Source organism: Streptomyces sp. NPDC046870, assembly GCF_040704595.1.
GTDB classification, from domain to species: domain Bacteria; phylum Actinomycetota; class Actinomycetes; order Streptomycetales; family Streptomycetaceae; genus Streptomyces; species Streptomyces argyrophylli.
The window spans coordinates 85,836-108,384 of record NZ_JBEYXM010000003.1 but is presented as its reverse complement, the minus strand read 5'-3'; the positions used below and the strand labels follow the sequence as shown (position 1 = coordinate 108,384).

At 69.1% G+C, this 22,549-nt stretch carries 20 protein-coding genes; 9 read left to right on the top strand and 11 right to left on the bottom strand.

The window, feature by feature from the left end:
• Nucleotides 1–11: 11 nt before the first annotated feature.
• The 7 genes from gyrA to dnaA all read right to left on the bottom strand — a co-directional run bounded on the left by gyrA (nucleotide 12) and on the right by dnaA (nucleotide 12,028).
• Complete coding sequence (gene gyrA, locus AB0946_RS09035; RefSeq protein WP_366759912.1) at nucleotides 12–2,606, bottom strand: DNA gyrase subunit A; 2,595 nt, start codon at nucleotides 2,604–2,606, stop codon at nucleotides 12–14.
• A gap of 42 nt (nucleotides 2,607–2,648) precedes the next feature.
• Nucleotides 2,649–4,730, bottom strand: coding sequence for a DNA topoisomerase (ATP-hydrolyzing) subunit B (gyrB, locus tag AB0946_RS09030; RefSeq protein ID WP_366759911.1), 2,082 nt, complete (start codon nucleotides 4,728–4,730; stop codon nucleotides 2,649–2,651).
• A gap of 395 nt (nucleotides 4,731–5,125) precedes the next feature.
• Complete coding sequence (locus tag AB0946_RS09025; RefSeq protein WP_366759910.1) at nucleotides 5,126–5,686, bottom strand: DciA family protein; 561 nt, start codon at nucleotides 5,684–5,686, stop codon at nucleotides 5,126–5,128.
• Nucleotides 5,683–6,804, bottom strand: coding sequence for a DNA replication/repair protein RecF (recF, locus tag AB0946_RS09020; RefSeq protein WP_366759909.1), 1,122 nt, complete (start codon nucleotides 6,802–6,804; stop codon nucleotides 5,683–5,685). The genes AB0946_RS09025 and recF overlap by 4 nt, the downstream gene beginning before the upstream one ends.
• 54 nt (nucleotides 6,805–6,858) lie before the next feature.
• Nucleotides 6,859–7,734 carry a phosphogluconate dehydrogenase (NAD(+)-dependent, decarboxylating) gene (gene gnd / locus AB0946_RS09015; protein WP_366759908.1) on the bottom strand — a complete coding sequence of 292 codons (876 nt, stop codon included), beginning with the start codon at nucleotides 7,732–7,734 and terminating at the stop codon, nucleotides 6,859–6,861.
• Nucleotides 7,735–7,960: 226 nt separating this feature from the next.
• Nucleotides 7,961–9,091: a DNA polymerase III subunit beta gene (gene dnaN / locus AB0946_RS09010; RefSeq protein ID WP_171154693.1), complete on the bottom strand. Its 1,131-nt coding sequence runs from the start codon at nucleotides 9,089–9,091 to the stop codon at nucleotides 7,961–7,963.
• Nucleotides 9,092–10,078: 987 nt separating this feature from the next.
• Complete coding sequence (gene dnaA / locus AB0946_RS09005; protein ID WP_366759907.1) at nucleotides 10,079–12,028, bottom strand: chromosomal replication initiator protein DnaA; 1,950 nt, start codon at nucleotides 12,026–12,028, stop codon at nucleotides 10,079–10,081.
• Nucleotides 12,029–12,425: 397 nt separating this feature from the next.
• Here dnaA and rpmH point away from each other — a divergent pair, with 397 nt between their 5' ends.
• The 9 genes from rpmH (at nucleotide 12,426) to AB0946_RS08960 (ending at nucleotide 19,294) form a co-directional block, all read left to right on the top strand.
• The gene (gene rpmH, locus AB0946_RS09000; protein WP_003956500.1) at nucleotides 12,426–12,563 is read left to right on the top strand and encodes a 50S ribosomal protein L34; all 138 of its coding nucleotides are present in this window, start codon (nucleotides 12,426–12,428) and stop codon (nucleotides 12,561–12,563) included.
• Between the two features lie 21 nt (nucleotides 12,564–12,584).
• The gene (gene rnpA / locus AB0946_RS08995; protein WP_366759906.1) at nucleotides 12,585–12,956 is read left to right on the top strand and encodes a ribonuclease P protein component; all 372 of its coding nucleotides are present in this window, start codon (nucleotides 12,585–12,587) and stop codon (nucleotides 12,954–12,956) included.
• Nucleotides 12,953–13,327 carry a membrane protein insertion efficiency factor YidD gene (gene yidD, locus AB0946_RS08990; protein WP_366759905.1) on the top strand — a complete coding sequence of 125 codons (375 nt, stop codon included), beginning with the start codon at nucleotides 12,953–12,955 and terminating at the stop codon, nucleotides 13,325–13,327. Before rnpA ends, yidD begins: the two co-directional genes overlap by 4 nt.
• 3 nt (nucleotides 13,328–13,330) lie before the next feature.
• Nucleotides 13,331–14,602, top strand: a complete 1,272-nt coding sequence (gene yidC, locus AB0946_RS08985; protein WP_366759904.1) for a membrane protein insertase YidC — start codon at nucleotides 13,331–13,333, stop codon at nucleotides 14,600–14,602.
• 15 nt (nucleotides 14,603–14,617) lie between these two features.
• Nucleotides 14,618–15,130, top strand: a complete 513-nt coding sequence (locus tag AB0946_RS08980; protein WP_366759903.1) for a R3H domain-containing nucleic acid-binding protein — start codon at nucleotides 14,618–14,620, stop codon at nucleotides 15,128–15,130.
• A 117-nt stretch (nucleotides 15,131–15,247) separates the two neighbouring features.
• Entirely contained in the window at nucleotides 15,248–15,964 is a 717-nt protein-coding gene (rsmG, locus tag AB0946_RS08975) for a 16S rRNA (guanine(527)-N(7))-methyltransferase RsmG (protein ID WP_366759902.1), read from the top strand.
• Between the two features lie 319 nt (nucleotides 15,965–16,283).
• Complete coding sequence (locus tag AB0946_RS08970; RefSeq protein WP_171159892.1) at nucleotides 16,284–17,357, top strand: ParA family protein; 1,074 nt, start codon at nucleotides 16,284–16,286, stop codon at nucleotides 17,355–17,357.
• A complete protein-coding gene (locus AB0946_RS08965; RefSeq protein WP_366759901.1) occupies nucleotides 17,354–18,454 on the top strand; it encodes a ParB/RepB/Spo0J family partition protein in 1,101 nt (366 codons plus the stop codon). Before AB0946_RS08970 ends, AB0946_RS08965 begins: the two co-directional genes overlap by 4 nt.
• Nucleotides 18,455–18,676: 222 nt before the next feature.
• A complete protein-coding gene (locus AB0946_RS08960) occupies nucleotides 18,677–19,294 on the top strand; it encodes a GNAT family N-acetyltransferase (protein WP_366759900.1) in 618 nt (205 codons plus the stop codon).
• 66 nt (nucleotides 19,295–19,360) lie between these two features.
• On the opposite strand, the gene trxA is transcribed toward AB0946_RS08960, so the two are convergent.
• The 4 genes from trxA to sigM all read right to left on the bottom strand — a co-directional run bounded on the left by trxA (nucleotide 19,361) and on the right by sigM (nucleotide 22,539).
• On the bottom strand, nucleotides 19,361–19,693 hold the full coding sequence (gene trxA, locus AB0946_RS08955) for a thioredoxin (RefSeq protein WP_014673766.1): 333 nt from the start codon (nucleotides 19,691–19,693) through the stop codon (nucleotides 19,361–19,363).
• A gap of 48 nt (nucleotides 19,694–19,741) precedes the next feature.
• Nucleotides 19,742–20,710 carry a thioredoxin-disulfide reductase gene (gene trxB, locus AB0946_RS08950; RefSeq protein ID WP_366759899.1) on the bottom strand — a complete coding sequence of 323 codons (969 nt, stop codon included), beginning with the start codon at nucleotides 20,708–20,710 and terminating at the stop codon, nucleotides 19,742–19,744.
• Nucleotides 20,711–20,863: 153 nt separating this feature from the next.
• On the bottom strand, nucleotides 20,864–21,793 hold the full coding sequence (locus AB0946_RS08945; RefSeq protein WP_366759898.1) for a hypothetical protein: 930 nt from the start codon (nucleotides 21,791–21,793) through the stop codon (nucleotides 20,864–20,866).
• Nucleotides 21,790–22,539, bottom strand: a complete 750-nt coding sequence (sigM, locus tag AB0946_RS08940) for an RNA polymerase sigma factor SigM (RefSeq protein WP_366759897.1) — start codon at nucleotides 22,537–22,539, stop codon at nucleotides 21,790–21,792. Before sigM ends, AB0946_RS08945 begins: the two co-directional genes overlap by 4 nt.
• Between the last annotated feature and the right edge of the window lie 10 nt (nucleotides 22,540–22,549).

The following is a 22,549-nucleotide window of genomic DNA, read 5'->3' as shown; positions in this document are numbered from 1 at the left end:
CACTCCTCGTGCTACTCGGCCGAGGGTGCCTCACCCTCGTCCGTGCCGGTGGTCGCGGCACCCTCGGCGGTCTCGTCCACGGCCACGTCGCCGTCGACTTCCTCCGCCTCGCGTCCCGCTTCGGCGTTACGTGCGATACCGACGACGGCATCGCGCTTGCCCAGATTGATCAGTTGGACGCCCATGGTGTCACGGCCCGTCTCCCTGACCTCGCTGACTCGCGTGCGAATCACACCGCCGGACAGGGTGATCGCGAGGATTTCGTCGTTCTCCTCGACGATCAGCGCGCCGACGAGCGACCCACGGTCCTCCACGATCTTGGCGGCCTTGATGCCGAGGCCGCCGCGGCCCTGGACGCGGTACTCGTCGACGGCGGTCCGCTTCGCGTACCCACCGTCGGTGGCAGTGAACACGAACGTACCGGGTCGCACCACATTCATCGAGAGAAGCTCGTCGCCCTCCCGGAAACTCATTCCCTTGACGCCGGAGGTGGCGCGGCCCATCGGGCGCAGGGAGTCGTCCGAGGCGGTGAACCGGATCGACTGCGCCTTCTTGCTGATCAGCAGCAGGTCGTCGTCCGCCGAGACCAGCTCGGCGCCGATCAGCTCGTCGTCCGAACCGTCCTCGCGTTCGCGCAGGTTGATGGCGATGACACCACCGGAGCGAGGCGAATCGTAATCCTTCAGTGGCGTCTTCTTGACCAAGCCGGACTTGGTGGCCAGCACCAGGTACGGCGCCGCCTCGTAGTCACGGATGGCCAGGATCTCCGCGATCGCCTCGTCCGGCTGGAAGGCGAGCAGGTTCGCCACGTGCTGGCCGCGCGCGTCCCGGCCGGCCTCGGGCAGCTCGTACGCCTTCGCACGGTAGACCCGGCCCTTGTTGGTGAAGAACAGCAGCCAGTGGTGCGTGGTGGAGACGAAGAAGTGGTCGACGATGTCGTCTTCCTTCAGCTTCGTGCCCCGCACGCCCTTGCCGCCGCGCCTCTGCGCCCGGTAGTCGTCCGTCTTCGTCCGCTTGACGTAGCCGCCGCGCGTGACGGTGACGACGATGTCCTCCTCGGCGATCAGGTCCTCGATGGACATGTCGCCCTCGTACGGGATCAGCTTGGTCTGCCGGTCGTCGCCGTACTTCTCGACGATCGCGGCCAGCTCCTCGCTGACGATCCCGCGCTGGCGCACCGGCGAGGCGAGGATCTGGTTGTACTCGTTGATCTTCGCCTGGAGTTCGTCGTGCTCCTGGACGATCTTCTGCCGCTCCAGGGCCGCCAGCCGGCGCAGCTGCATCTCCAGGATCGCGTTCGCCTGGATCTCGTCGATCTCCAGCAGGCCCATCAGGCCGCTGCGCGCGATCTCGACGGTCTCACTGCGCCGGATCAGCGCGATGACCTCGTCGATGGCGTCCAGGGCCTTCAGCAGACCGCGCAGGATGTGCGCGCGCTCCTCGGCCTTGCGCAGCCGGAACCGGGTGCGGCGGACGACGACCTCGATCTGGTGCGTCACCCAGTGGCGGATGAACGCGTCCAGCGACAGGGTGCGCGGCACGCCGTCGACCAGCGCCAGCATGTTGGCGCCGAAGTTCGTCTGCAGGTCGGTGTGCTTGTACAGGTTGTTCAGCACGACCTTGGCGACCGCGTCCCGCTTCAGGACGATCACCAGGCGCTGACCCGTACGGGACGACGTCTCGTCGCGGACGTCCGCGATGCCGCCGATCTTGCCGTCCTTGACCAGGTCGGCGATCTTCTGCGCCAGGTTGTCCGGGTTCACCTGGTACGGCAGCTCGGTGACCACCAGGCACTGCCGGCCCTGGATCTCCTCGACCTCGACCACCGCACGCATCGTGATGGAGCCGCGGCCGGTGCGGTACGCCTCCTCGATGCCCTTGCGGCCCACCACCAGGGCGCCGGTCGGGAAGTCGGGGCCCTTGATGCGCTCCATGAGCGCGTCCAGCAGCTCCTCGTGCGAGACGTCCGGGTTCTCCAGGTACCACTGGGCGCCGGCCGCGACCTCGCGCAGGTTGTGCGGCGGGATGTTGGTCGCCATGCCGACCGCGATACCGGCCGAGCCGTTGATCAGCAGGTTCGGGAAGCGGGCCGGCAGGACGGTCGGCTCCTGGGAGCGGCCGTCGTAGTTGTCCGTGAAGTCGACGGTCTCCTCGTCGATGTCCCGGACCATCTCCATCGACAGCGGCGCCATCTTGCACTCGGTGTAGCGCATGGCCGCCGCCGGGTCGTTGCCCGGCGAGCCGAAGTTGCCGTTGGAGTCCACCAGCGGCATCCGCATCGACCACGGCTGGGCGAGGCGCACCAGGGCGTCGTAGATGGAGGAGTCGCCGTGCGGGTGGTAGTTGCCCATGACGTCGCCGACGACACGGGCGCACTTGTAGAAGCCGCGCTCGGGGCGGTAGCCGCCGTCGTACATCGCGTACAGCACACGGCGGTGGACGGGCTTGAGGCCGTCCCGGACGTCGGGCAGCGCACGGGACACGATGACGGACATCGCGTAGTCCAGGTACGAGCGCTGCATCTCCGTCTCGAGCCCGACGGGCTCGACACGCATCACGAGTTCGCCGCCCTCTTCGGGGGTGACGGGAGTGTTCTCGTCGGCCATTGCTGGTGAGGATCCTTCCTGGTGCGGTCAGCTGAGACCGACTCAGATGTCGAGGAAGCGGACGTCCTTGGCGTTGCGCTGGATGAACTGGCGACGGGCCTCGACGTCCTCGCCCATGAGGACCGAGAACAGGTCGTCGGCCTGGGCGGCGTCGTCCAGGGTGACCTGGCCGAGGACCCGGTGCTCCTGGTCCATGGTGGTCACGCGCAGCTCCTCGGCGTTCATCTCGCCGAGGCCCTTGAAGCGCTGGATCGAGTCCTCGCGGACACGCTTGCCACGCTGGCGGCCCATCTCGATCAGCGCGTCGCGCTCGCGGTCCGAGTAGGCGTACTCCACGTCGTCCCGGCCCCACTTGATCTTGTACAGCGGGGGGCGGGACAGGTACACGTGCCCGGCCTCGACCAGCGGCCGCATGAAGCGGAACAGGAAGGTCAGCAGCAGGGTGCTGATGTGCTGGCCGTCGACGTCGGCGTCCGCCATCAGGATGATCTTGTGGTAGCGCAGCTTCTCGATGTCGAAGTCCTCGTGCACACCCGTGCCGAAGGCCGAGATCAGCGCCTGGATCTCCTGGTTCTGCAGGATCTTGTCGATCCGCGCCTTCTCCACGTTCAGGATCTTGCCGCGGATCGGGAGGATCGCCTGGTACTGCGGGTTCCGGCCGGACTTGGCCGAGCCGCCGGCGGAGTCACCCTCGACGATGAAGATCTCGCACTTGGCCGGGTCGTTGGACTGGCAGTCGGCCAGCTTGCCCGGCAGCGACGCCGACTCCAGCAGACCCTTGCGGCGGGTCAGGTCCCGGGCCTTGCGGGCCGCCACGCGCGCGGTGGCCGCCTGGATGCCCTTGCGGATGATGTCCGCCGCCTCGACCGGGTTGCGGTCCAGCCAGTCGTTGAGGTGCTCGTAGACCGCCTTCTGCACGAAGGTCTTCGCCTCCGTGTTGCCCAGCTTGGTCTTCGTCTGGCCCTCGAACTGCGGCTCGCTCAGCTTGACCGAGATGATCGCGGTCAGACCCTCGCGGATGTCGTCACCGGTGAGGTTGTCGTCCTTCTCGCGCAGCAGCTTCTTGTCGCGCGCGTACTTGTTGATCAGGCTGGTGAGGGCCGCGCGGAAGCCCTCCTCGTGCGTACCGCCCTCGTGGGTGTGGATGATGTTCGCGAAGGAGTACACGCCCTCGGTGTAGCCGCTGTTCCACTGCATGGCGACCTCGAGGGACAGGCTCTTGTCCCTGTCCTCGGCCTCCAGCGAGACGACCGTCGGGTGGACCGCGTCCCCCTTGCGGGAGTTGAGGTACTTCACGAAGTCGACGATGCCGCCCTCGTAGTGGTACGTGACGGTCTTGACCTCGGCCTTCTCGTCCGCACCCGCCTCGTCCGCGCCGCTCGTGGCCTTCGCCGACTCACGCTCGTCGGTGAGCCGGATCGTCAGGCCCTTGTTGAGGAACGCCATCTCCTGGAAGCGCCGGGACAGCGTCTCGAAGGAGTACTCGGTGGTCTCGAAGATCTCCGGGTCGGCCCAGAAGGTGACCGACGTACCGGTCTCCTCCGTCGCCTCGTGCTTGACCAGCGGCGCCGTCGGGACGCCCATCTTGTAGTCCTGCGTCCAGCGGTGCCCGTCGGTCCTGACCTCGACGGCGACCTTGGTGGACAGCGCGTTCACGACGGACACACCGACACCGTGCAGACCGCCGGAGACGGCGTACCCGCCGCCGCCGAACTTGCCGCCCGCGTGCAGCACGGTCAGCACGACCTCGACGGCCGGCTTGCCCTCGGAGGGCACGATGCCCACCGGGATGCCACGGCCGTTGTCGACGACGCGCACGCCGCCGTCGGCGAGGATCGTCACGTCGATGGTGTCCGCGTAACCGGCCAGCGCCTCGTCGACCGAGTTGTCGACGACCTCGTACACGAGGTGGTGCAGTCCGCGCTCGCCCGTGGAGCCGATGTACATGCCGGGCCGCTTGCGGACCGCGTCCAGCCCTTCGAGCACGGTGATGGCGCTGGCGTCGTAGGACGCGGAGGCCGCGGTGGACTCCGTGGCCTCGGCGTTCACGCCGGCGTCGGTGGACGGGATGTTCTCGTTGGGGTTGCCGGAATCGGCCACGAAGCGCCCTTTCTGGCACAGCACGAGCCGGGCTCGTCGGCAGGTTGCCGGAGCGGCTGCGGCATGTTGCGTTGGTAAGCCTTGATCAGCGTTGCTCAGCTTTTCCCGGGCGGTCCCCACGTTGGGGCGGGATTGTCTTCCAGTCTACCGGTAGCACTGACATCGATGGGGGTTTGCGGGCACCTGAGCTCCCATGTGCCGCCCTCAACCGGTCCGTGCCGGGTACCGATATACGGAAGGGGGCTCCAAGGGGCTCACAGCGGCACTCAGCGCTTCGAGCCGTCAACCCGTGACTACTGGCGGGTCAGATGGCGATCCGAGGCCTGCCGACGGGGGTTCCGGGGCGCTCCACAGCGGTGATCCACACCTGTGGACGGGCTACGACGGCACGCCGGACCGGGCGCCCGACGTGAGGTACATCACCCGTAGGTGTCGCCGGGTCCGGTGCTCCCCGGGGCCCGCAGCGGACCGTAGCGGCGGGCCTGGCCGCCCGGATTGAGCACCTTGATCATCCGCACGCTGCCGTGCCCGAGATCCTCGTTGATCCGCGCCACCAGGGCGGGGGCGAGCACCCGCAGCTGGGTCGCCCAGGCCGTCGAGTCGCACTGGACGGTCAGCACCCGCTCGTCCTCGTCGTACCGCTGCGGCACACAGTGCCGGGCCAGATCCTCGCCGACGATCTCCGGCCAGCGGCCCATCACCCCGCCCACCGCGGCCGGCTTCTCCCAGCCGCGCTCGGTGATCAGCCGGTTGATCGCCGCGCCCAGCGCCATGGGGTCGCGTCCGTCGGCGCGCGCGCCGGAGCGCAGACCACCGCCCCGCCGCGCCTGCTTCTTCTGCCGCGCGGCGTCCCCCCGCGCGCGTGCCTGCTCCTTCGCGGCGCGCAACGCCACGCGCGCGAGGTCGACACCGGACGGCTCGTCACCGCCCCGGGCGGACGTCTTTCGGGGATCGGGGGTGTCCGGCCCGTCGGTGCTCATACGCGCTCCACCGTCCCGCCGGCCACCGTGTACCGCGCGCCGGCCAGCACATGGGGTACGTCGTCGTCCACGGCGGCGGTGACCAGCACCTGCTCGCCCGGCGCGACCAGCTCCGCCAGCCGCTCCCGGCGGCGGGCGTCCAGCTCGGCGAAGACGTCGTCCAAAATCAGCACCGGCTCGTTGCCCTCGGCGCGCAGCAGGTCGTAGGAGGCCAGCCGCAGCGCGAGGGCGTAGGACCAGGACTCGCCGTGCGAGGCGTAGCCCTTGGCCGGCAGCTGACCGAGTTTGAGGAGCAGGTCGTCGCGGTGCGGCCCCACCAGGGTCACGCCCCGCTCGATCTCCTGCTTGCGCGCCTCCGCGAGGGCCGCCGTCAGCTGGGCGTACAGGTCCTCGCGCGTGTGCGCCTCGCCGGGCGCCGACGGCTTGTACTCCAGCGCGACCGGACCGCCCCCGGGAGCCAGCTGCTCGTACGCCTTGTCGGCGAGCGGCCGCAGCGCGGCGATGAGGTCCAACCGCTGGGCCAGCAGCTCGGCGCCCACGCGCGCGAGGTGCTGGTCCCACACGTCGAGCGTGGACAGGTCCATGGACCGCCCCCCGTGCCGACGGGCCAGCGCGGCCGTCTTCAGCAGCGTGTTGCGCTGCTTGAGCACCCGCTCGTAGTCCGAGCGCACACCTGCCATCCGCGGGGACCGCGCGGTGATCAGCTCGTCGAGGAACCGCCGCCGCTCACCCGGGTCGCCCTTGACGAGCGCGAGGTCCTCGGGCGCGAACAGCACGGTCCGTACGATCCCCAGCACGTCCCGCGGCCTGACCTGCGAGGAGCGGTTGATACGGGCGCGGTTGGCCCGGCCCGGGTTCAGCTCCAGCTCGATGAGCTGCTGCCGGTCGCCCTGCCGGACCTGCGCCCGCACGACCGCACGCTCGGCGCCCATGCGGACCAGCGGGGCGTCGGAGGCCACCCGGTGGCTGCCGAGGGTCGCCAGATAGCCGACCGCCTCCACCAGGTTGGTCTTGCCCTGTCCGTTGGGGCCGACGAAGGCGGTGACGCCCGGGTCGAGCGGGACCTCGGCCCGGGCGTACGAGCGGAAGTCGGCGAGCGACAGATGCGTGACGTGCATGGCGGGACCGCCGACCTCCCTCGGGCTTGTGGATCGCGGGAACGACCCTGTGGATTACTTCTTCTCCACCGCGTGACCGCCGAACTGGTTGCGCAGCGCGGCGATCATCTTCATCTGCGGCGAGTCCTCCTGGCGGGAGGCGAACCGCGCGAACAGCGACGCGGTGATCGCCGGCAGCGGCACCGCGTTGTCGATCGCGGCCTCCACCGTCCAGCGTCCCTCACCCGAGTCCTGCGCGTACCCGCGCAGGCCCTCCAGGTGCTCGTCCTCGTCCAGGGCGTTCACCGCGAGGTCCAGCAGCCAGGAGCGGATGACCGTGCCCTCCTGCCAGGAGCGGAAGACCTCACGGACGTCCGTGACGGAGTCGACCTTCTCCAGCAGCTCCCAGCCCTCGGCGTAGGCCTGCATCATGGCGTACTCGATGCCGTTGTGGACCATCTTCGCGAAGTGGCCCGCGCCGACCTTGCCCGCGTGCACCGAACCGAAGTCGCCCTCCGGCTTCAGCGCGTCGAAGACCGGCTGCACCTTGGCGACGTTCTCGGCGTCGCCGCCGTACATCAGCGCGTACCCGTTCTCCAGGCCCCAGACGCCACCGGAGACACCGCAGTCGACGAAGCCTATGCCCTTGGCCGCCAGCTCCTCGGCGTGCCTCTCGTCGTCCGTCCAGCGGGAGTTGCCGCCGTCCACGACCACGTCGCCGGGCTCCAGCAGCTCGGCCAGCTGGTCGATGGTCGACTGGGTGGGCTCTCCGGCCGGGACCATCACCCAGACCACGCGCGGGCCCTTGAGCTTGCCCACGAGCTCTTCCAGGCTGTGGACATCCGCGACGTCCGCGTTGCGGTCGTATCCGATGACGGTGTGGCCCGCGCGGCGGATCCGCTCGCGCATGTTGCCGCCCATCTTGCCGAGGCCGACGAGACCGAGCTCCATCAGTTGTGTCCTTAGGTCGCTGTGTGGCGTGAGAGGCACCGACGTGCCGAGCCGAGCCTAAACCCGGACGCTCATGCACAGCTGTGGGCATAGCCGCTCACCTGCGGGAACGGCCCGTCCACGGACTCGTGCCGCCCTGGCCGCGCGGCCGAAGCCCCCGCCCCGGCCGATCACGGTGCCGGGCGCCCTCACGGCACCCGGCACCGTACACAGCTGTGGACAACGATCAGCCGCTGAGCCGCACCGGCATGATCAGGTACTTGTACGCCTCGTCGGCCTCCGCGTCCACCGCAGGCTTGCCGCTCAGCAGCGCCGGCTTCGTGGACGTGGTGAACGACAACTGGGCCACCGGCGAGTCGATCGCGCTCAGACCGTCCAGCAGGAACGTCGGGTTGAACGCGATGGAGATGTCATCGCCGTCCAGCTGGGCGTCCACCCTTTCCACAGCCTGTGCGTCGTCGCTCGACCCGGCCTCCAGGATCAGCACGCCCTGCTCGAAGCTCAGCCGCACCGGGGTGTTCCGCTCGGCGACCAGCGCCACACGCTTGACGGCCTCCACGAAGGGCGCGGTCTCGATCACGGCGATGGAGTTGAACTCGGTCGGGAACAGCGTGCGGTACTTCGGCAGGTCGCCCTCGAGCAGGCGCGTGGTCGTACGCCGCCCGGCGCCCTCGAAACCGATCAGGCCCTCACCGGCGCCGGACCCGGACAGCGCCAGCGTGACGCTGTCCCCGGCGCCCAGCGACTTCGCGGTGTCCAGCAGCGTCTTCGCCGGGACCAGGGCGACCGCGGACGCGTCCGGGTTCTCCGGCTTCCACAGGAACTCGCGGACCGCGAAGCGGTAGCGGTCGGTGGAGGCCAGGGTGACCGTGTCGCCCTCGATCTCGATGCGCACACCGGTGAGCACCGGAAGCGTGTCGTCCCGGCCGGCCGCGATGGCCACCTGGGAGACGGCGGCGGCGAAGACCTCGCCGGGGACGGTGCCGGTCGCGTTCGGCATCTGCGGCAGGGCCGGGTACTCCTCCACAGGCAGGGTGTGGAGGGTGAACCGGGAGGAGCCGCACGTCACCGTCGCTCGTACACCGTCTGTGGAAATCTCCACCGGCCGGTTGGGGAGGGCGCGGGAGATGTCGGCGAGCAGCCGGCCGGAGACGAGGACGGTGCCCTCCTCCTCGACCTCCGCCTCGACGTTGACCCGCGCGGAGACCTCGTAGTCGAAGCTGGACAGGCTGAGCTGGCCGTCCTCCGCCTTCAGCAGCAGGCCGGCGAGGACAGGCGCCGGCGGACGGGCCGGGAGGCTGCGTGCGGCCCACGCCACTGCCTCCGCGAGTACGTCGCGTTCCACCCGGATCTTCACCGTAAGCCGCCTCCTGATGCTGCCGTTGCTGCTGAGTCCTCCGACTCGGTGTCACCGCCCTCTGCGACGGGAAGGACACCGGAACCAGTCTGACGCACGGCACTGACAGTAGGTGCCCGTTGGGGTCAAGTCCGACCGAGGGGCAGCCGGGCGCGAGACGGCGAGTTGTGCACAGGCCCCGCTTCGAAACGATTGCCGAGCTCTCTCTAGTCGGGAGTAGTAGTAGGGCCTGTGGATACCGTGGATAACCACGTTTGCCCAGCTCAGCGCGGATATTTTGTCCACCGGGCCTGTGGGTGGAGGCGGTGGACAACTAGGGCGGTCTGTGGAGAACGGAAAGTTCTGCACACGCCGCCCACAGGCCGAGGGCAGTTCTCCCCAGCTGTGTCCCCAGGAATACCCAGGTTTCCCACACCCCAATCCGGCAGCTTCCTGTGACGGCTTTCACTCGACGCGGTGAGCGGGTGCGCCGGGTTGCCGAACAGTGGACAGCGCTGTGGAGAAGCTGGGGATCGCTGGGGACAACTGCCCCCAGCCTGTGGGCCGCCGGTGGACAAGTCCGTGCACAGGCTGTGGATCCCGACGTTGTCCACAGTCTGTGGAGATCGTTCGTCCACGATTCCACAGGCCTCTGAGCTGGGCGGAAGCCGGGAACAAGGCTCCCCTGTGGACACGGTTCGGGACAACTCCACAGTCCCCAGGATGTGGACGGAAGAAAGTCACCGAATCTGTGGAGAGTGGCCGTAACCAGGCAGGTAATCGAACACCGGGTGGCGGGCGGGGCAGTCACGGGAGCCGTGCCGCCGGCGGCCGACGGGGCGTCCCGGCTCCGCTCGGCCCGTGATCCGGGCTCCGCTCAGCTCCTGACTCCGGCTCCGCTCAGCCGTGTCCGGGCAGGGAACGGCCGACGGGCATGCGAAAGGCGCCCCCGGGATCTCCGTCCCGAAGGCGCCTCGGTGCGGCCGTACGCCCGGCGCCGGCCGCGGGTCAGCCGTTCTTGATGCGGTTGGTCAGCTCGGTCACCTGGTTGTAGATCGACCGCCGCTCGGCCATCAGCGCCCGGATCTTGCGATCGGCGTGCATGACCGTCGTGTGGTCCCGTCCGCCGAACTGCGCCCCGATCTTCGGCAGCGACAGGTCCGTCAGCTCCCGGCACAGGTACATCGCGATCTGCCGTGCGGTGACCAGCTGACGGCCGCGCGAGCTGCCGCACAGGTCCTCGACCGTGAGCCCGAAGTAGTCCGCGGTCGCCGCCATGATCGCCGTCGCGGTGATCTCCGGCGTCGAGTCCTCGCCCCCGGGGATCAGGTCCTTCAGGACGATCTCCGTCAGGCCCAGGTCCACCGGCTGCCGGTTGAGCGAGGCGAACGCCGTCACCCGGATCAGCGCGCCCTCCAGCTCACGGATGTTCCGCGAGATCCGGGAGGCGATGAACTCGAGCACCTCCGGCGGGGCGTTGAGCTGCTCCTGCACCGCCTTCTTCCGCAGGATCGCGATGCGCGTCTCCAGCTCGGGCGGCTGGACGTCGGTGATCAGGCCCCACTCGAAGCGGTTGCGCAGCCGGTCCTCCAGCGTGACCAGCTGCTTGGGCGGCCGGTCGCTGGAGAGCACGATCTGCTTGTTCGCGTTGTGGAGCGTGTTGAAGGTGTGGAAGAACTCCTCCTGCGTCGACTCCTTGTCCGCGAGGAACTGGATGTCGTCGACGAGCAGGATGTCCATCTCCCGGTAGCGCTTGCGGAAGCTGTCGCCCTTGCCGTCGCGGATGGAGTTGATGAACTCGTTGGTGAACTCCTCCGAGCTGACGTACCGCACGCGCGTGCCCGGGTAGAGGCTGCGCGCGTAGTGCCCGATGGCGTGCAGCAGGTGCGTCTTGCCGAGCCCCGACTCCCCGTAGATGAACAGGGGGTTGTAGGCCTTCGCGGGAGCCTCGGCGACCGCGACCGCCGCGGCGTGCGCGAACCGGTTGGAGGCGCCGATGACGAACGTGTCGAACAGGTACTTCGGGTTCAGCCGCGCGGTCGGCTCACCGGGGCCGCTCGCCGGCGCGGGCTGCGCGGCCGACGGCCCGGAGGCGCCCGCCGGGGGCATGTCCGGGCGGCCGGGACCACCGCGGTGCACCGGCGGCTCGGGCAGCTCACGGCGGACCGGTTCGCGCTGGTCGTACTCGGTCCGCGACGGGTCGTAGTCCCCGCGCGGGGCGTCGTAGTCCGGGCGGGACGGCTCGTACTCCGCGCGCGGGCCGTCGTAGTCGCCGCGCTGCTGCTCGTACGGCGACCGGTCCCTGCCCTGCGGGCGGTAGTCCTGGGACGGCGAGCCGTACGCGTCCCCGCCGGAGCCGTAGCCGTCCTGGGACGACGGCGAGGCGTACGGATCGCGCTCGGGGAAGCCGAGCCGGGGCTGCTGCCAGCCGTAATCGTCCTGCCCGGGGCGCGGCCAGGCGCCGGGCTCGGGGCGCTGGTACTCGGACGGATAGGCCGGGCGGGCGGTGGGGAGCTGGTCCGGGCGGGCGGGCGGCAGCTGCTCGGCGCGCGGGTCGCCGGCCGGGCGGTCGCCGCGGTGGCGGCCGTAGCCCTCGTAGGGTCCCGCGGGAAGTTCCGGCTCCTCGTAGCGCGGCTTCGGCGTCTGCTGCGCGGGGGGTGCCGCGGGCGCCGGCGGCTCGCCCGCCGAGTCGTCCACGGTGATCGCGATCCGGATGGGGCGGCCGCACTCCCGGCTCAGCGTCTCGCTGACGATCGGTGCCAGGCGGCCTTCCAGCACACCCTTCGCGAATTCGTTCGGTACGGCCAGCAGGGCCGTGTCCGCGACCAGCGCGAGCGGCTGGCAGCGCCGGATCCAGTGCTCGTCCTTCGCCTCCACACCCTGTCCGCGGCCCTCTCCGAGGAGCTGCTCCAGTACTCGTGGCCACACTGCGGCAAGATCGGCAGGTACGTCAGCCACAGGGCACGCTCTCTCACAGGTCCCACGAACGTGTGGTTCGCGGACGGGTCGGGACGGAATCCGGGTGGTGGGCGGGGGGCGATCCCGCTCGGGTGGGGACAAGGGAACGAATCGGAGTCCAGCCACGGTAGTCAGCGCGGCGGGTACGGTTCAAGTTGTTGTCCCCAGCCTGTGGACAGTGTCCCCCGGCGCCCCTCGGTTTGACCGGATGGCGCAGCCCCGCGTACCGTAACCAGGTCGAGTTGTCGATGGCTGCTGCCGCCTGCCTCCGATGGGCACAGATCACGTCAGGTGATCGGGAAGCGGTGCACTCGGGCGTGACGCGAGCTACTCGTGGGCGCACGGTGACAGCCAGGACGGCACCCCGCCACTACCGATTCTTTTCTGGAGCCCCCGAGTGAGCAAGCGCACCTTCCAGCCGAACAACCGTCGTCGCGCGAAGACCCACGGCTTCCGGCTGCGTATGCGCACCCGTGCCGGCCGCGCGATCCTCGCGTCCCGCCGTAGCAAGGGTCGCGCCCGCCTGTCCGCCTGATCCCGATCAGGTCATGACGTCGTGCTGCCCACCGAGAACCGGCTGAGGCGGCGCGAGGACTTCGCGACCGCGGTACGACGAGGTCGTCGGGCCGGACGCCCGACCCTCGTCGTCCACCTTCGAAGCGGTGCCACGGACCCGCACGCGCCTGGGGAGAGCGCTCCCCCGACGCGTGCGGGTTTCGTCGTGAGCAAGGCCGTGGGTGGCGCGGTCGTGCGCAACACAGTGAAGCGCAGACTGCGCCATCTGATGCGTGACCGAGTCGCCCTGTTCCCCCCCGGTAGCCTGGTAGTCGTACGAGCGCTGCCCGGAGCGGGCGACGCAGACCACGCACAGCTGGTCCGAGACCTGGACGCCGCCCTACAGCGGCTGCTGGGAGGGGGCGCGCGATGAAGTACCCGCTGCTGGCTCTGATCAAGCTGTACCAGTGGACGATCAGTCCATTGCTGGGGCCGGTGTGCAAGTACTACCCGTCGTGCTCCCACTACGGCTACACGGCCATCGACCGGCACGGTGCGGTCAAGGGAACGGCACTGACCGCCTGGCGCATCCTCCGGTGCAATCCGTGGTCGCTGGGCGGTGTGGACCATGTTCCGCCGCGTAAGCGCCCGCGGTGGCACGAAATGCTGCGCAATGCGTGGCGCGCACGCAGGGGCGGGCCCTCCGCCGCCGAACCGGCCACCGAAGCGAAGCCCGAGAAGCCTGTTTCCGAGCTTCCTCCGAGCCCGGCCGCAGAGACCTCGTCCCATGCCCAAGGAGCATGATTAGTGGACACGATTGCCAGCCTCTTCAGTTTCATCACCTGGCCCGTCTCCTGGGTCATCGTCCAGTTCCACAAGGTGTACGGGGCGCTGTTCGGCCCTGACACCGGATGGGCCTGGGGCCTGTCCATCGTGTCCCTGGTGATCCTGATCCGCATCTGCCTGATCCCGCTCTTCGTGAAGCAGATCAAGTCGACGCGCGCGATGCAGACGCTCCAGCCGGAGATGAAGAAGATCCAGGAGCGCTACAAGAACGACCGGCAGCGTCAGTCCGAAGAGATGATGAAGCTGTACAAGGAGACGGGCACCAACCCGCTCTCCTCGTGCCTTCCCATCCTGGCGCAGTCCCCGTTCTTCTTCGCCCTGTACCACGTGCTCAACGGCATCGCGACGGGCAAGACCATCGGTGTCATCAACGAGCCGCTGCTCGCCAGCGCCCGTCACGCGCACATCTTCGGCGCTCCGCTGGCCGCCAAGTTCTTCAGCAGCGAGAGCCAGATCACCGCTCTCGGCGCCTCGCTGACCGACGTCCGTGTCGTCACCGCGATCATGATCGTGCTGATGTCGGCGTCGCAGTTCTACACGCAGCGCCAGCTGATGACGAAGAACGTCGACACCACGGTGAAGACGCCGTTCATGCAGCAGCAGAAGATGCTGATGTACGTCTTCCCGGTCATGTTCGCCGTCTTCGGTGTGAACTTCCCGGTCGGTGTCCTCGTCTACTGGCTGACCACCAACGTGTGGACCATGGGCCAGCAGATGTACGTCATCCACAACAACCCGACCCCGGGTTCCAAGGCCCAGGCCGCGTACCTGGAGCGCCTGGCCAAGCACGTCACGCAGCACGGCAAGATCCGCCGGCGCAGCGAGAAGGTCATCATCAAGGCGATCGTCGCCAAGGGCCGCGACCGGAACGAGTTCGAGCGCAAGTTCATCAACGCGCTGAACAAGGCGGGCCTCGCCGCCCAGGCCGACGGCACTGTGGCGCAGAGCACGGTCCAGGCCGCGGCGCAGACCGAGGAAGGCGCGGTCACCGACACCGCCACGGCCGCCACCGCCCGGCGCCAGCAGCCCAAGCGTCAGACCAAGGCCCAGCGCCAGTCCGGGCCCAAGCAGGCGGGTGAGCCCACCTCGCTGGAGAAGTCCGACGAGCCGCAGGACACCAAGCCCGCTGCTGCCAAGCAGCCCCAGAAGCCCGGCTCCGGCACCCGCAGCAAGGCCCAGTCCGGCCAGCGCAAGGGTGGCCCGCAGCGGCCCAAGTCCCCGTCCAAGAAGTAAGAAGGAGCCCATCCCGTGACGGAAGGCACCACCTCCGCCGCTGCCGAGGGTGCAGACACCCTCACCCGCCTGGAGCAGGAGGGTGAGATCGCGGCGGACTACCTGGAGGGTCTGCTGGACATCGCCGACCTCGACGGCGACATCGACATGGACGTCGAGGCGGACCGCGCCTCCGTGTCGATCATCAGCGACACCGGCAGCCGCGACCTGCAGAAGCTGGTCGGCCGGGACGGCGAGGTGCTGGAGGCGCTGCAGGAGCTGACGCGCCTGGCGGTGCACCGGGAGACCGGCGACCGCAGCCGGCTGATGCTGGACATCGCGGGGTACCGGGCCAGGAAGCGGTCCGAGCTGTCCGAGCTGGGTGCCAAGGCCGCCGCCGACGTCAAGAGCAGCGGCGAGCCCGTGAAGCTCAAGCCGATGACCCCGTTCGAGCGCAAGGTCGTGCACGACGCGGTCAAGGCCGCGGGGCTGCGCAGTGAGTCCGAGGGCGAGGAGCCGCAGCGGTTCGTCGTCGTGCTGCCCGCCTGATCGGCTCTCCCGTTCCACCGGCCCCGTCTGTTGAGCAGGCGGGGCCGAACTTTGTCAGCCTGGTAGTTCTGGTGGCCGGTGCGCGAAGCGCCGGCGCTGTACGGAAGGACGGTCCCCGTGACGGAGGCAGCGGAGCTTCCCCCCGCGCCCGAGCAGGCGCGCGAAGTGTTCGGTGATCGCTTCGCCGATGCGGTCCGCTATGCGGAACTGCTCGCCGAGGCGGGTGTGCAGCGCGGCCTGATCGGCCCGCGGGAAGTGCCCCGTCTGTGGGAGCGGCACCTCCTGAACTGCGCGGTGCTCTCCGAGGCCGTCCCGGAAGGGGTGACGGTGTGCGATGTCGGTTCCGGCGCCGGACTGCCGGGCATCCCGCTGGCCCTGGTCCGTGACGACCTGAACATCACGCTGCTGGAGCCCCTGCTGCGGCGCACCAACTTCCTCACGGAGGTGGTGGAGCTCCTCGGTCTGGACCACGTCACCGTGGTGCGCGGCCGTGCCGAGGAGGTCCTGGGCAAGCTTCAGCCGGTCCATGTGGTGACCGCCCGTGCCGTGGCCCCGCTCGACCGCCTGGCGACCTGGGGCATCCCGTTGCTGCGGCCGTACGGCGAGATGCTCGCGCTCAAGGGCGACACCGCCGAGGAGGAGCTGAAGGCCTCCGCTGCGGCGCTCAGCAAGCTGGGTGCGGTGGAGACGTCCATCCTCCACGTGGGTGAGGGCATTGTGGATCCGCTGTCGACGGTGGTGCGGGTCGAGGTCGGTGAGAGCCCGGGCGGCGTCCGCTTCGCCGCCAAGCGGGCGAAGGCGGCCCGGACGGGACGGACTCGCCGGCGTCGCTGATCCGTCCTGACGGCGAGACGTACTCCACACAAGCTGCCAAACCCGCGCAAGTCGGAGTGTCGCAACGGTCCGGTCGCAGCCGCTGTGCATCGTGTTTCACGTGAAACGTCGCTCACTGCTGCACGGCATCATCAGTCGTGGCCGCGCCGCGGCCGAACCTCGCGACCGGAAGCCTCTCGGTTCCCTGGGAGAGGTCCCCGTCCCGGACACTCCGGCCCCTTACCCGGCGACTCCGCCCCCCTCCGAGGGCACGGAGTTGTCCACAGAGGTGGATTTCTCCACAGAAGACCAGGCCTCACTGGTTCACGACCCCGAAGACATGGGAGGCTCTGTTCATTGCGAGCCTGAAGTCGAGGAGAGTGAATCCTTGCGGTCCGACGCCAACATCGCGGGACCGATGACCGATCCGGTCCCCGGTCCCCGTACCGAGTCGATGGGGGCGGATGTTTCACGTGAAACACCGCCTCCGATGGACGACACTCCCATCGGTCGTGCGGCCCAACTGGCGGTGGAGGCTCTCGGCCGCGCCGGCGAAGGTCTGCCTCGACCGGAGCAGACCAGAGTCATCGTGGTCGCCAACCAGAAGGGTGGCGTGGGCAAGACGACGACGACCGTCAACCTTGCCGCTTCCCTGGCTCTGCACGGTGCCCGTGTCCTGGTGATCGACCTCGACCCGCAGGGCAACGCGTCCACGGCCCTCGGGATCGACCACCACGCCGACGTTCCGTCCATCTACGACGTGTTGGTCGAAAGCAAGCCTCTCGCCGAGGTCGTCCAGCCGGTCGTAGATGTCGAAGGCCTCTTCTGCGCCCCCGCCACCATCGATCTCGCCGGTGCGGAGATCGAGCTGGTGTCTCTGGTGGCCCGTGAGAGCCGGCTCCAGCGGGCCATTCAGGCGTATGAGCAGCCGTTGGACTACATCCTCATCGACTGCCCGCCGTCGCTCGGCCTGTTGACGGTCAACGCGCTTGTCGCGGGCGCCGAGGTACTCATCCCGATCCAGTGCGAGTACTACGCCCTGGAGGGCCTCGGCCAACTCCTGCGCAACGTCGACCTGGTGCGGGGGCACCTCAACCCCGCCCTGCATGTGTCGACCATCCTGCTCACCATGTACGACGGCCGGACGCGCCTTGCCTCCCAGGTCGCGGAAGAGGTGCGCAACCACTTCGGTGACGAGGTGCTGCGGACGAGCATTCCCCGCTCCGTCCGTATCTCCGAGGCACCGAGTTACGGGCAGACGGTGCTGACTTACGATCCAGGATCGAGCGGCGCCCTCTCGTATCTTGAGGCGGCCCGAGAAATCGCGCTGAAGGGCATCGGCGTCAGCTACGACGCGAGCCAGGCCCATATCGGCGCCCAGAAAGACCAGAGCATGGTGGAGGGGATCCAGTGAGCGAGCGACGGAGGGGTCTGGGCCGTGGTCTCGGCGCACTGATCCCCGCTGCCCCGACGGAGAAGGCACCGGCTCCGGCGGCGATGGGGGGTGGAGGATCCAGTTCCTCCGGAGCCGCTCCGGTGCTGACGACCGACCGCGGGGTGGCCGCTGCGAAGGTGGCCACACTGCCGCCGGTCGCACAGGAGACAGAGGTTGCTCCGGCGAGCCCGGCCGCGGAGGTGCCCGCATCTCCGGTGGGCGCCCACTTCGCCGAGATCCCCCTGGACGCCATCACGCCGAACCCACGCCAGCCGCGTGAGATCTTCGACGAGGACGCGCTCCAGGAACTGATCACCTCCATCAAGGAGGTCGGTCTGCTGCAGCCCGTCGTGGTACGGCAGCTGGGTCCCGGCCGCTATGAGCTGATCATGGGTGAGCGGCGCTGGCGCGCATGCCGCGAGGCCGGCCTGGAAGCCATCCCGGCCATCGTCCGGGCCACGGACGACGAGAAGCTCCTCCTGGACGCGCTGCTGGAGAACCTGCACCGCGCACAGCTGAACCCGATCGAAGAGGCCGCCGCCTACGACCAGCTGCTGAAGGACTTCAACTGCACGCACGACCAGCTGGCCGACCGGATCGGCCGGTCCCGTCCGCAGGTCTCCAACACACTGCGTCTGCTGAAGCTGTCGCCGACCGTCCAGAAGCGGGTGGCGGCCGGAGTCCTCTCGGCCGGGCATGCCCGCGCGTTGCTGGCCGTGGAGGACTCCGAGGAGCAGGACCGGCTGGCACACCGGATCGTGGCCGAGGGGCTGTCGGTACGTTCCGTGGAAGAGATCGTGACGCTGATGGGCTCCCGGCCTCAGAAGGCGTCGCGCTCCCGAGGGCCCCGGGCCGGGTCGTTGCCCTCGCCGGCGCTGAGCGAACTGGCCACCCGGCTCTCGGACCGCTTCGAAACGCGGGTGAAGGTGGAGCTGGGCCAGAAGAAGGGCAAGATCACCGTGGAATTCGCCTCCGCGGATGATCTGGAGAGGATCCTCAGCACGCTCGCCCCGGGAGAGAAGCTGGCCCTTCAGAAGAGCCTTCAGGAGAGCGACGGCGAGGAGACGCACGACTGATCCTCGGGCGGTGTCGCCCCCGTGAGCAGCGGAGCGGACCGTGTCCGGTGTGTACCGGAACACGGTCCGCTCTTTGCTTTGAGGCGGTATCGAGTGAATCGGATCGTGGATACGATGCGATCAGATAGGGCACATCCACCGGACAGCGTCTGCATCTGTGAGTGGAAAGACGGGGGCAGCCGCTCGCGATGCGGCGGGCGAAGGAAGCGAGGATCAGCCTTCATGGGGCGTCGGCTCGTGCCGCTCACACTGGACAACCTTCAGGACGTTCCCCACCCTTGTCGTTCGTGTGTCTTCTGGGAGCTCGACCCCGTCAGCGGTGAAGCGGCGGTGAAGGCGGGCACGGCCGCGCTGGAGAAGGAATCCTGGATCTCCGCCGTTCTGCTGGACTGGGGGTCGTGCGGCCGGGTGGTGTACGTCGACGACGTACCGGCGGGCTTCGTCCTCTACGCACCGCCGGCCTATGTCCCTCGCTCGACAGCCTTCCCCACGAGTCCGGTCTCGCCGGACGCCGTTCAGCTGATGACCGGCTTCGTCATGCCGGGATACCAGGGACAGGGGTTGGGCCGTGTGCTGGTGCAGACGGTCGCCAAGGATCTGCTGCGCCGGGGCTTCAGGGCGATCGAGGCCTTCGGCGACTCCCACTGGAAGGAGCCCGCCTGTCTGCTGCCCTCCGAGCATCTGCTGGCCGTGGGCTTCAAGACGGTGCGGCAGCACCCCACGCATCCCCGGCTGCGGCTGGAGTTGCGATCCACGCTCTCCTGGAAGGAAGACGTGGAGATGGCACTTGACCGGCTCCTGGGGGCGGTCCAGAAGGAGCCCGCGCTGAGGCCGCTGTAGCGGAGAGGGCTCAACATGAAGGGGCCGACCCTTGCGGGTCGGCCCCTTCATGTTTCACGTGAAACGTCACTTGGTGATGAACTCTTCGAGGTCACGGAGAAGCGCGGCCTTGGGCTTGGCGCCGACGATGGTCTTGGCAACCTCGCCGCCCTGGTAGACGTTCAGGGTCGGGATGGACATCACGCCGTACTTGGCGGCCGTGCCCGGGTTCTCGTCGATGTTGAGCTTGACGATCTCGATCTTGTCGCCATGCTCGGCGGCGATCGCCTCCAGGGACGGGGCGATCTGACGGCACGGGCCGCACCACGCCGCCCAGAAGTCCACCAGGACGGGCTTGTCGCTCTTGAGGACCTCCTGATCGAAGGAGTCGTCGGTCACAGTCTTCAGGTTGCCGGCCACGGTGGGCTCCTTACCTTGGTCGTGCGGTGGGGTGAGGGAGAGGGAAGGTCAGACGGCGGTCTTCTCGGGCTCCGCCTTCTCCTCGTCCGCGAGGGCGGCGAGGAAGCGCTCGGCGTCCAGGGCGGCGGAGCAGCCGGTGCCGGCCGCGGTGATCGCCTGGCGGTAGGTGTGGTCCACCACGTCGCCGGCGGCGAAGACACCGGGCAGGTTGGTGCGGGTGGACGGGGAGGCGACCTTCAGGTAGCCCTCCTCGTCCAGGTCCAGCTGGCCCTTGAACAGCTCGGTGCGCGGGTCGTGGCCGATCGCGATGAACAGGCCCGTCGCGGGCAGCTCGGACAGCTCGCCGGTCTTGACGTTGCGCAGGGTCAGACTGGAGAGCTTCTGGTCGCCGTGGATCTCGGCGACCTCGCTGTCCCAGACGAACTTGATCTTCGGGTCGCCGAAGGCGCGCTCCTGCATCGCCTTGGAGGCGCGCAGGGTGTCCCGGCGGTGGACGATCGTCACGGACTTGGCGAACCGCGAGAGGAAGGTGGCCTCCTCCATCGCGGTGTCGCCACCACCGATCACGGCGATGTCGTGGTCCTTGAAGAAGAACCCGTCACAGGTGGCGCACCAGGAGACGCCGCGGCCGGAGAGGGCGTCCTCGTTCGGCAGGCCCAGCTTGCGGTGCTGGGAGCCGGTGGTGACGATGACGGCCTTCGCCCGGTGGACCGTGCCCGCGGTGTCGGTGACGGTCTTGATCTCACCGGTGAGGTCGACGGAGACGACGTCGTCCGGGATCAGCTCCGCGCCGAACCGTTCGGCCTGGGCGCGCATGTTGTCCATGAGCTCGGGGCCCATGATGCCGTCGCGGAAGCCCGGGAAGTTCTCCACCTCGGTGGTGTTCATCAGCGCGCCACCCGAGGTGACGGCTCCTTCGAACACCAGGGGCTTCAGCGACGCACGGGCGGTGTAGAGCGCCGCCGTGTAGCCTGCGGGCCCGGAGCCGATGATGATCACGTTACGGACGTCGCTCACGGCTTGATTCCTCGTCTCTGGTCTGCGTCAGTCGACCGGTGGGAGCTCCTTTCGGAGCTCTCACCCCACCCAACGGATCCTACGGGCCCTGCATTCCCGGTGTGCCCCGGCACACGCCTGCCCAGGAACGACCGAAGGAGTGTTCCAGCCGGCTCAGTGACGAGCGACGGACTGCTTCAGCAGGACCGTGCCGGCGGAAGCCGTCTGCTGGTGCACACAGGCGGCGTCGACCACGTAGGCGGTGACCCGCTTGCTGTCGTGTGCGTCGGCCACGACGACGAGGTAGGCCGCCTTCCCCGTGTACGTTCCCGTCTTGGCGGCCAGGACGTCGGTGCTCGGGTTGAGCGCTCGCCGGACGCAGTCGGGGACCGGAACCGTGGTCTGAAGGAGGGTGTTGGGGCGTTGGGTCGATCCGGGTGTGTCCGAGCCGCCGTTTCCGCCCAGCCGAGGCTTCACGGTGTCCGGCGGCAGACTCTTCTTGGTGCTGAGGAGGGTGTGCACCTGGTTCTGCACGCTGTCGCCGGAGAAGGTGTCGGCGGAGATGCTCGGTGTCCCGTGGGCGGTCGTGTGGTCGGTGGTGTCCCCGAGCGACTTCACGATGAGGCCTCCGGCACCCAGCACCGCGGCGGTGAGAACGGCGCCCAGGACGAGCCGGCCACGGCGCCGCCCACGCTGTGGTCCCTTGCGCCCAGGGCCGGTCCCCGCGCGCGGGCGTCCGGCGGGGCGGTCGACGGGGTGATCAGCGGCAGGAGCAGTGGAGTGGACGTCGGGCTGGGTAGCGGTGGGCGATGTTTCACGTGAAACATCGTCTGCGGTGTCCTCGCCGCCCAGGTTCTGTGGTGCCTCGGCTGCAAGGGCGGCGCCGATGCGCTCGACCACGTCGTCCGGCATGCGCTCCGGCGCGGGCACGGATCCCAGTAGGTCCCGGATCTCCTCCAGCGACGCGTGGACGTCCGCGCATGCCGTGCAGCCGTCCAGATGGAGCCGTACATCGGTGCTGCGGTCCGGCGGAAGGAGGCCCTCGGTGAGGTCGGAGATCTCCGCGACGTCCGGGTGCCCGGCCGTGTCTGTCGTGGAAGTCACGCTCGCCCACCTCCGCCCTTCACTACGGCTGTATCACTCGGACCCGTGTCCCGGGGATGCCCGCTCGGTGACCCCGTTGCCGGTGGGACGGATGACCCCTGCCCCCGGTTCCGTTCCGGGCCGGCTTCTTTACCGCCCCCGGTACCGGCCGGTCGCGTCTCCGGGGTCCCTTCGGGCCGTAGGTGCGTGAGCAGCGGCAGCAGCCTGGCCCGGCCCCGGGCGCACCGGCTCTTCACCGTCCCCGTCGGGACATCGAGGATCCGTGCGGCTTCCGCCACGGGGTAGCCCTGCATGTCCACCAGGACCAGAGCGGCCCGTTGCTCCGGCGGAAGGGTACCGAGCGCTTCGAGGAGCTGGCGGTGCACGTCCTTCCGCTCAGCCGGCTCCGAGGCGGACTCGTACGGCTCCAGCAGCTGCTCCAGTCGTTCGGTGTCGTCGACCGGGGCCGTCTTCCGCGAGGCCGCCTTCCGGGCCCGGTCCAGGCAGGCGTTCACCGTGATCCGGTGCAGCCACGTCGTGACGGCCGACTGCCCCCGGAACGTGTGGGCGGCCCGGTAGGCCGACACCAGGGCGTCCTGGACGGCGTCAGCGGCCTCCTCGCGGTCCCCCAGGGTCCGCAGGGCGACCGCCCACAGCCGGTCCCGGTGGCGCCGTACGATCTCGCCGAAGGCCTCGGGGTCGCCTTCCACGTGGCGGGCGAGCAGGTCGCGGTCGCCCACCCCGTCGTAGCCGGCGCCGTCCGTCATCTGCCCCTCC

Coding starts and splice junctions, on each gene's coding strand:
- gyrA (WP_366759912.1), bottom strand. CDS start 2,606: ATGGCCGACGAGAACACTCCCGTCACCCCCGAAGAGGGCGGCGAACTC.
- AB0946_RS09025 (WP_366759910.1), bottom strand. CDS start 5,686: ATGAGCACCGACGGGCCGGACACCCCCGATCCCCGAAAGACGTCCGCC.
- recF (WP_366759909.1), bottom strand. CDS start 6,804: ATGCACGTCACGCATCTGTCGCTCGCCGACTTCCGCTCGTACGCCCGG.
- gnd (WP_366759908.1), bottom strand. CDS start 7,734: ATGGAGCTCGGTCTCGTCGGCCTCGGCAAGATGGGCGGCAACATGCGC.
- yidD (WP_366759905.1), top strand. CDS start 12,953: ATGAAGTACCCGCTGCTGGCTCTGATCAAGCTGTACCAGTGGACGATC.
- AB0946_RS08970 (WP_171159892.1), top strand. CDS start 16,284: ATGGGAGGCTCTGTTCATTGCGAGCCTGAAGTCGAGGAGAGTGAATCC.
- AB0946_RS08960 (WP_366759900.1), top strand. CDS start 18,677: ATGGGGCGTCGGCTCGTGCCGCTCACACTGGACAACCTTCAGGACGTT.
- sigM (WP_366759897.1), bottom strand. CDS start 22,539: ATGACGGACGGCGCCGGCTACGACGGGGTGGGCGACCGCGACCTGCTC.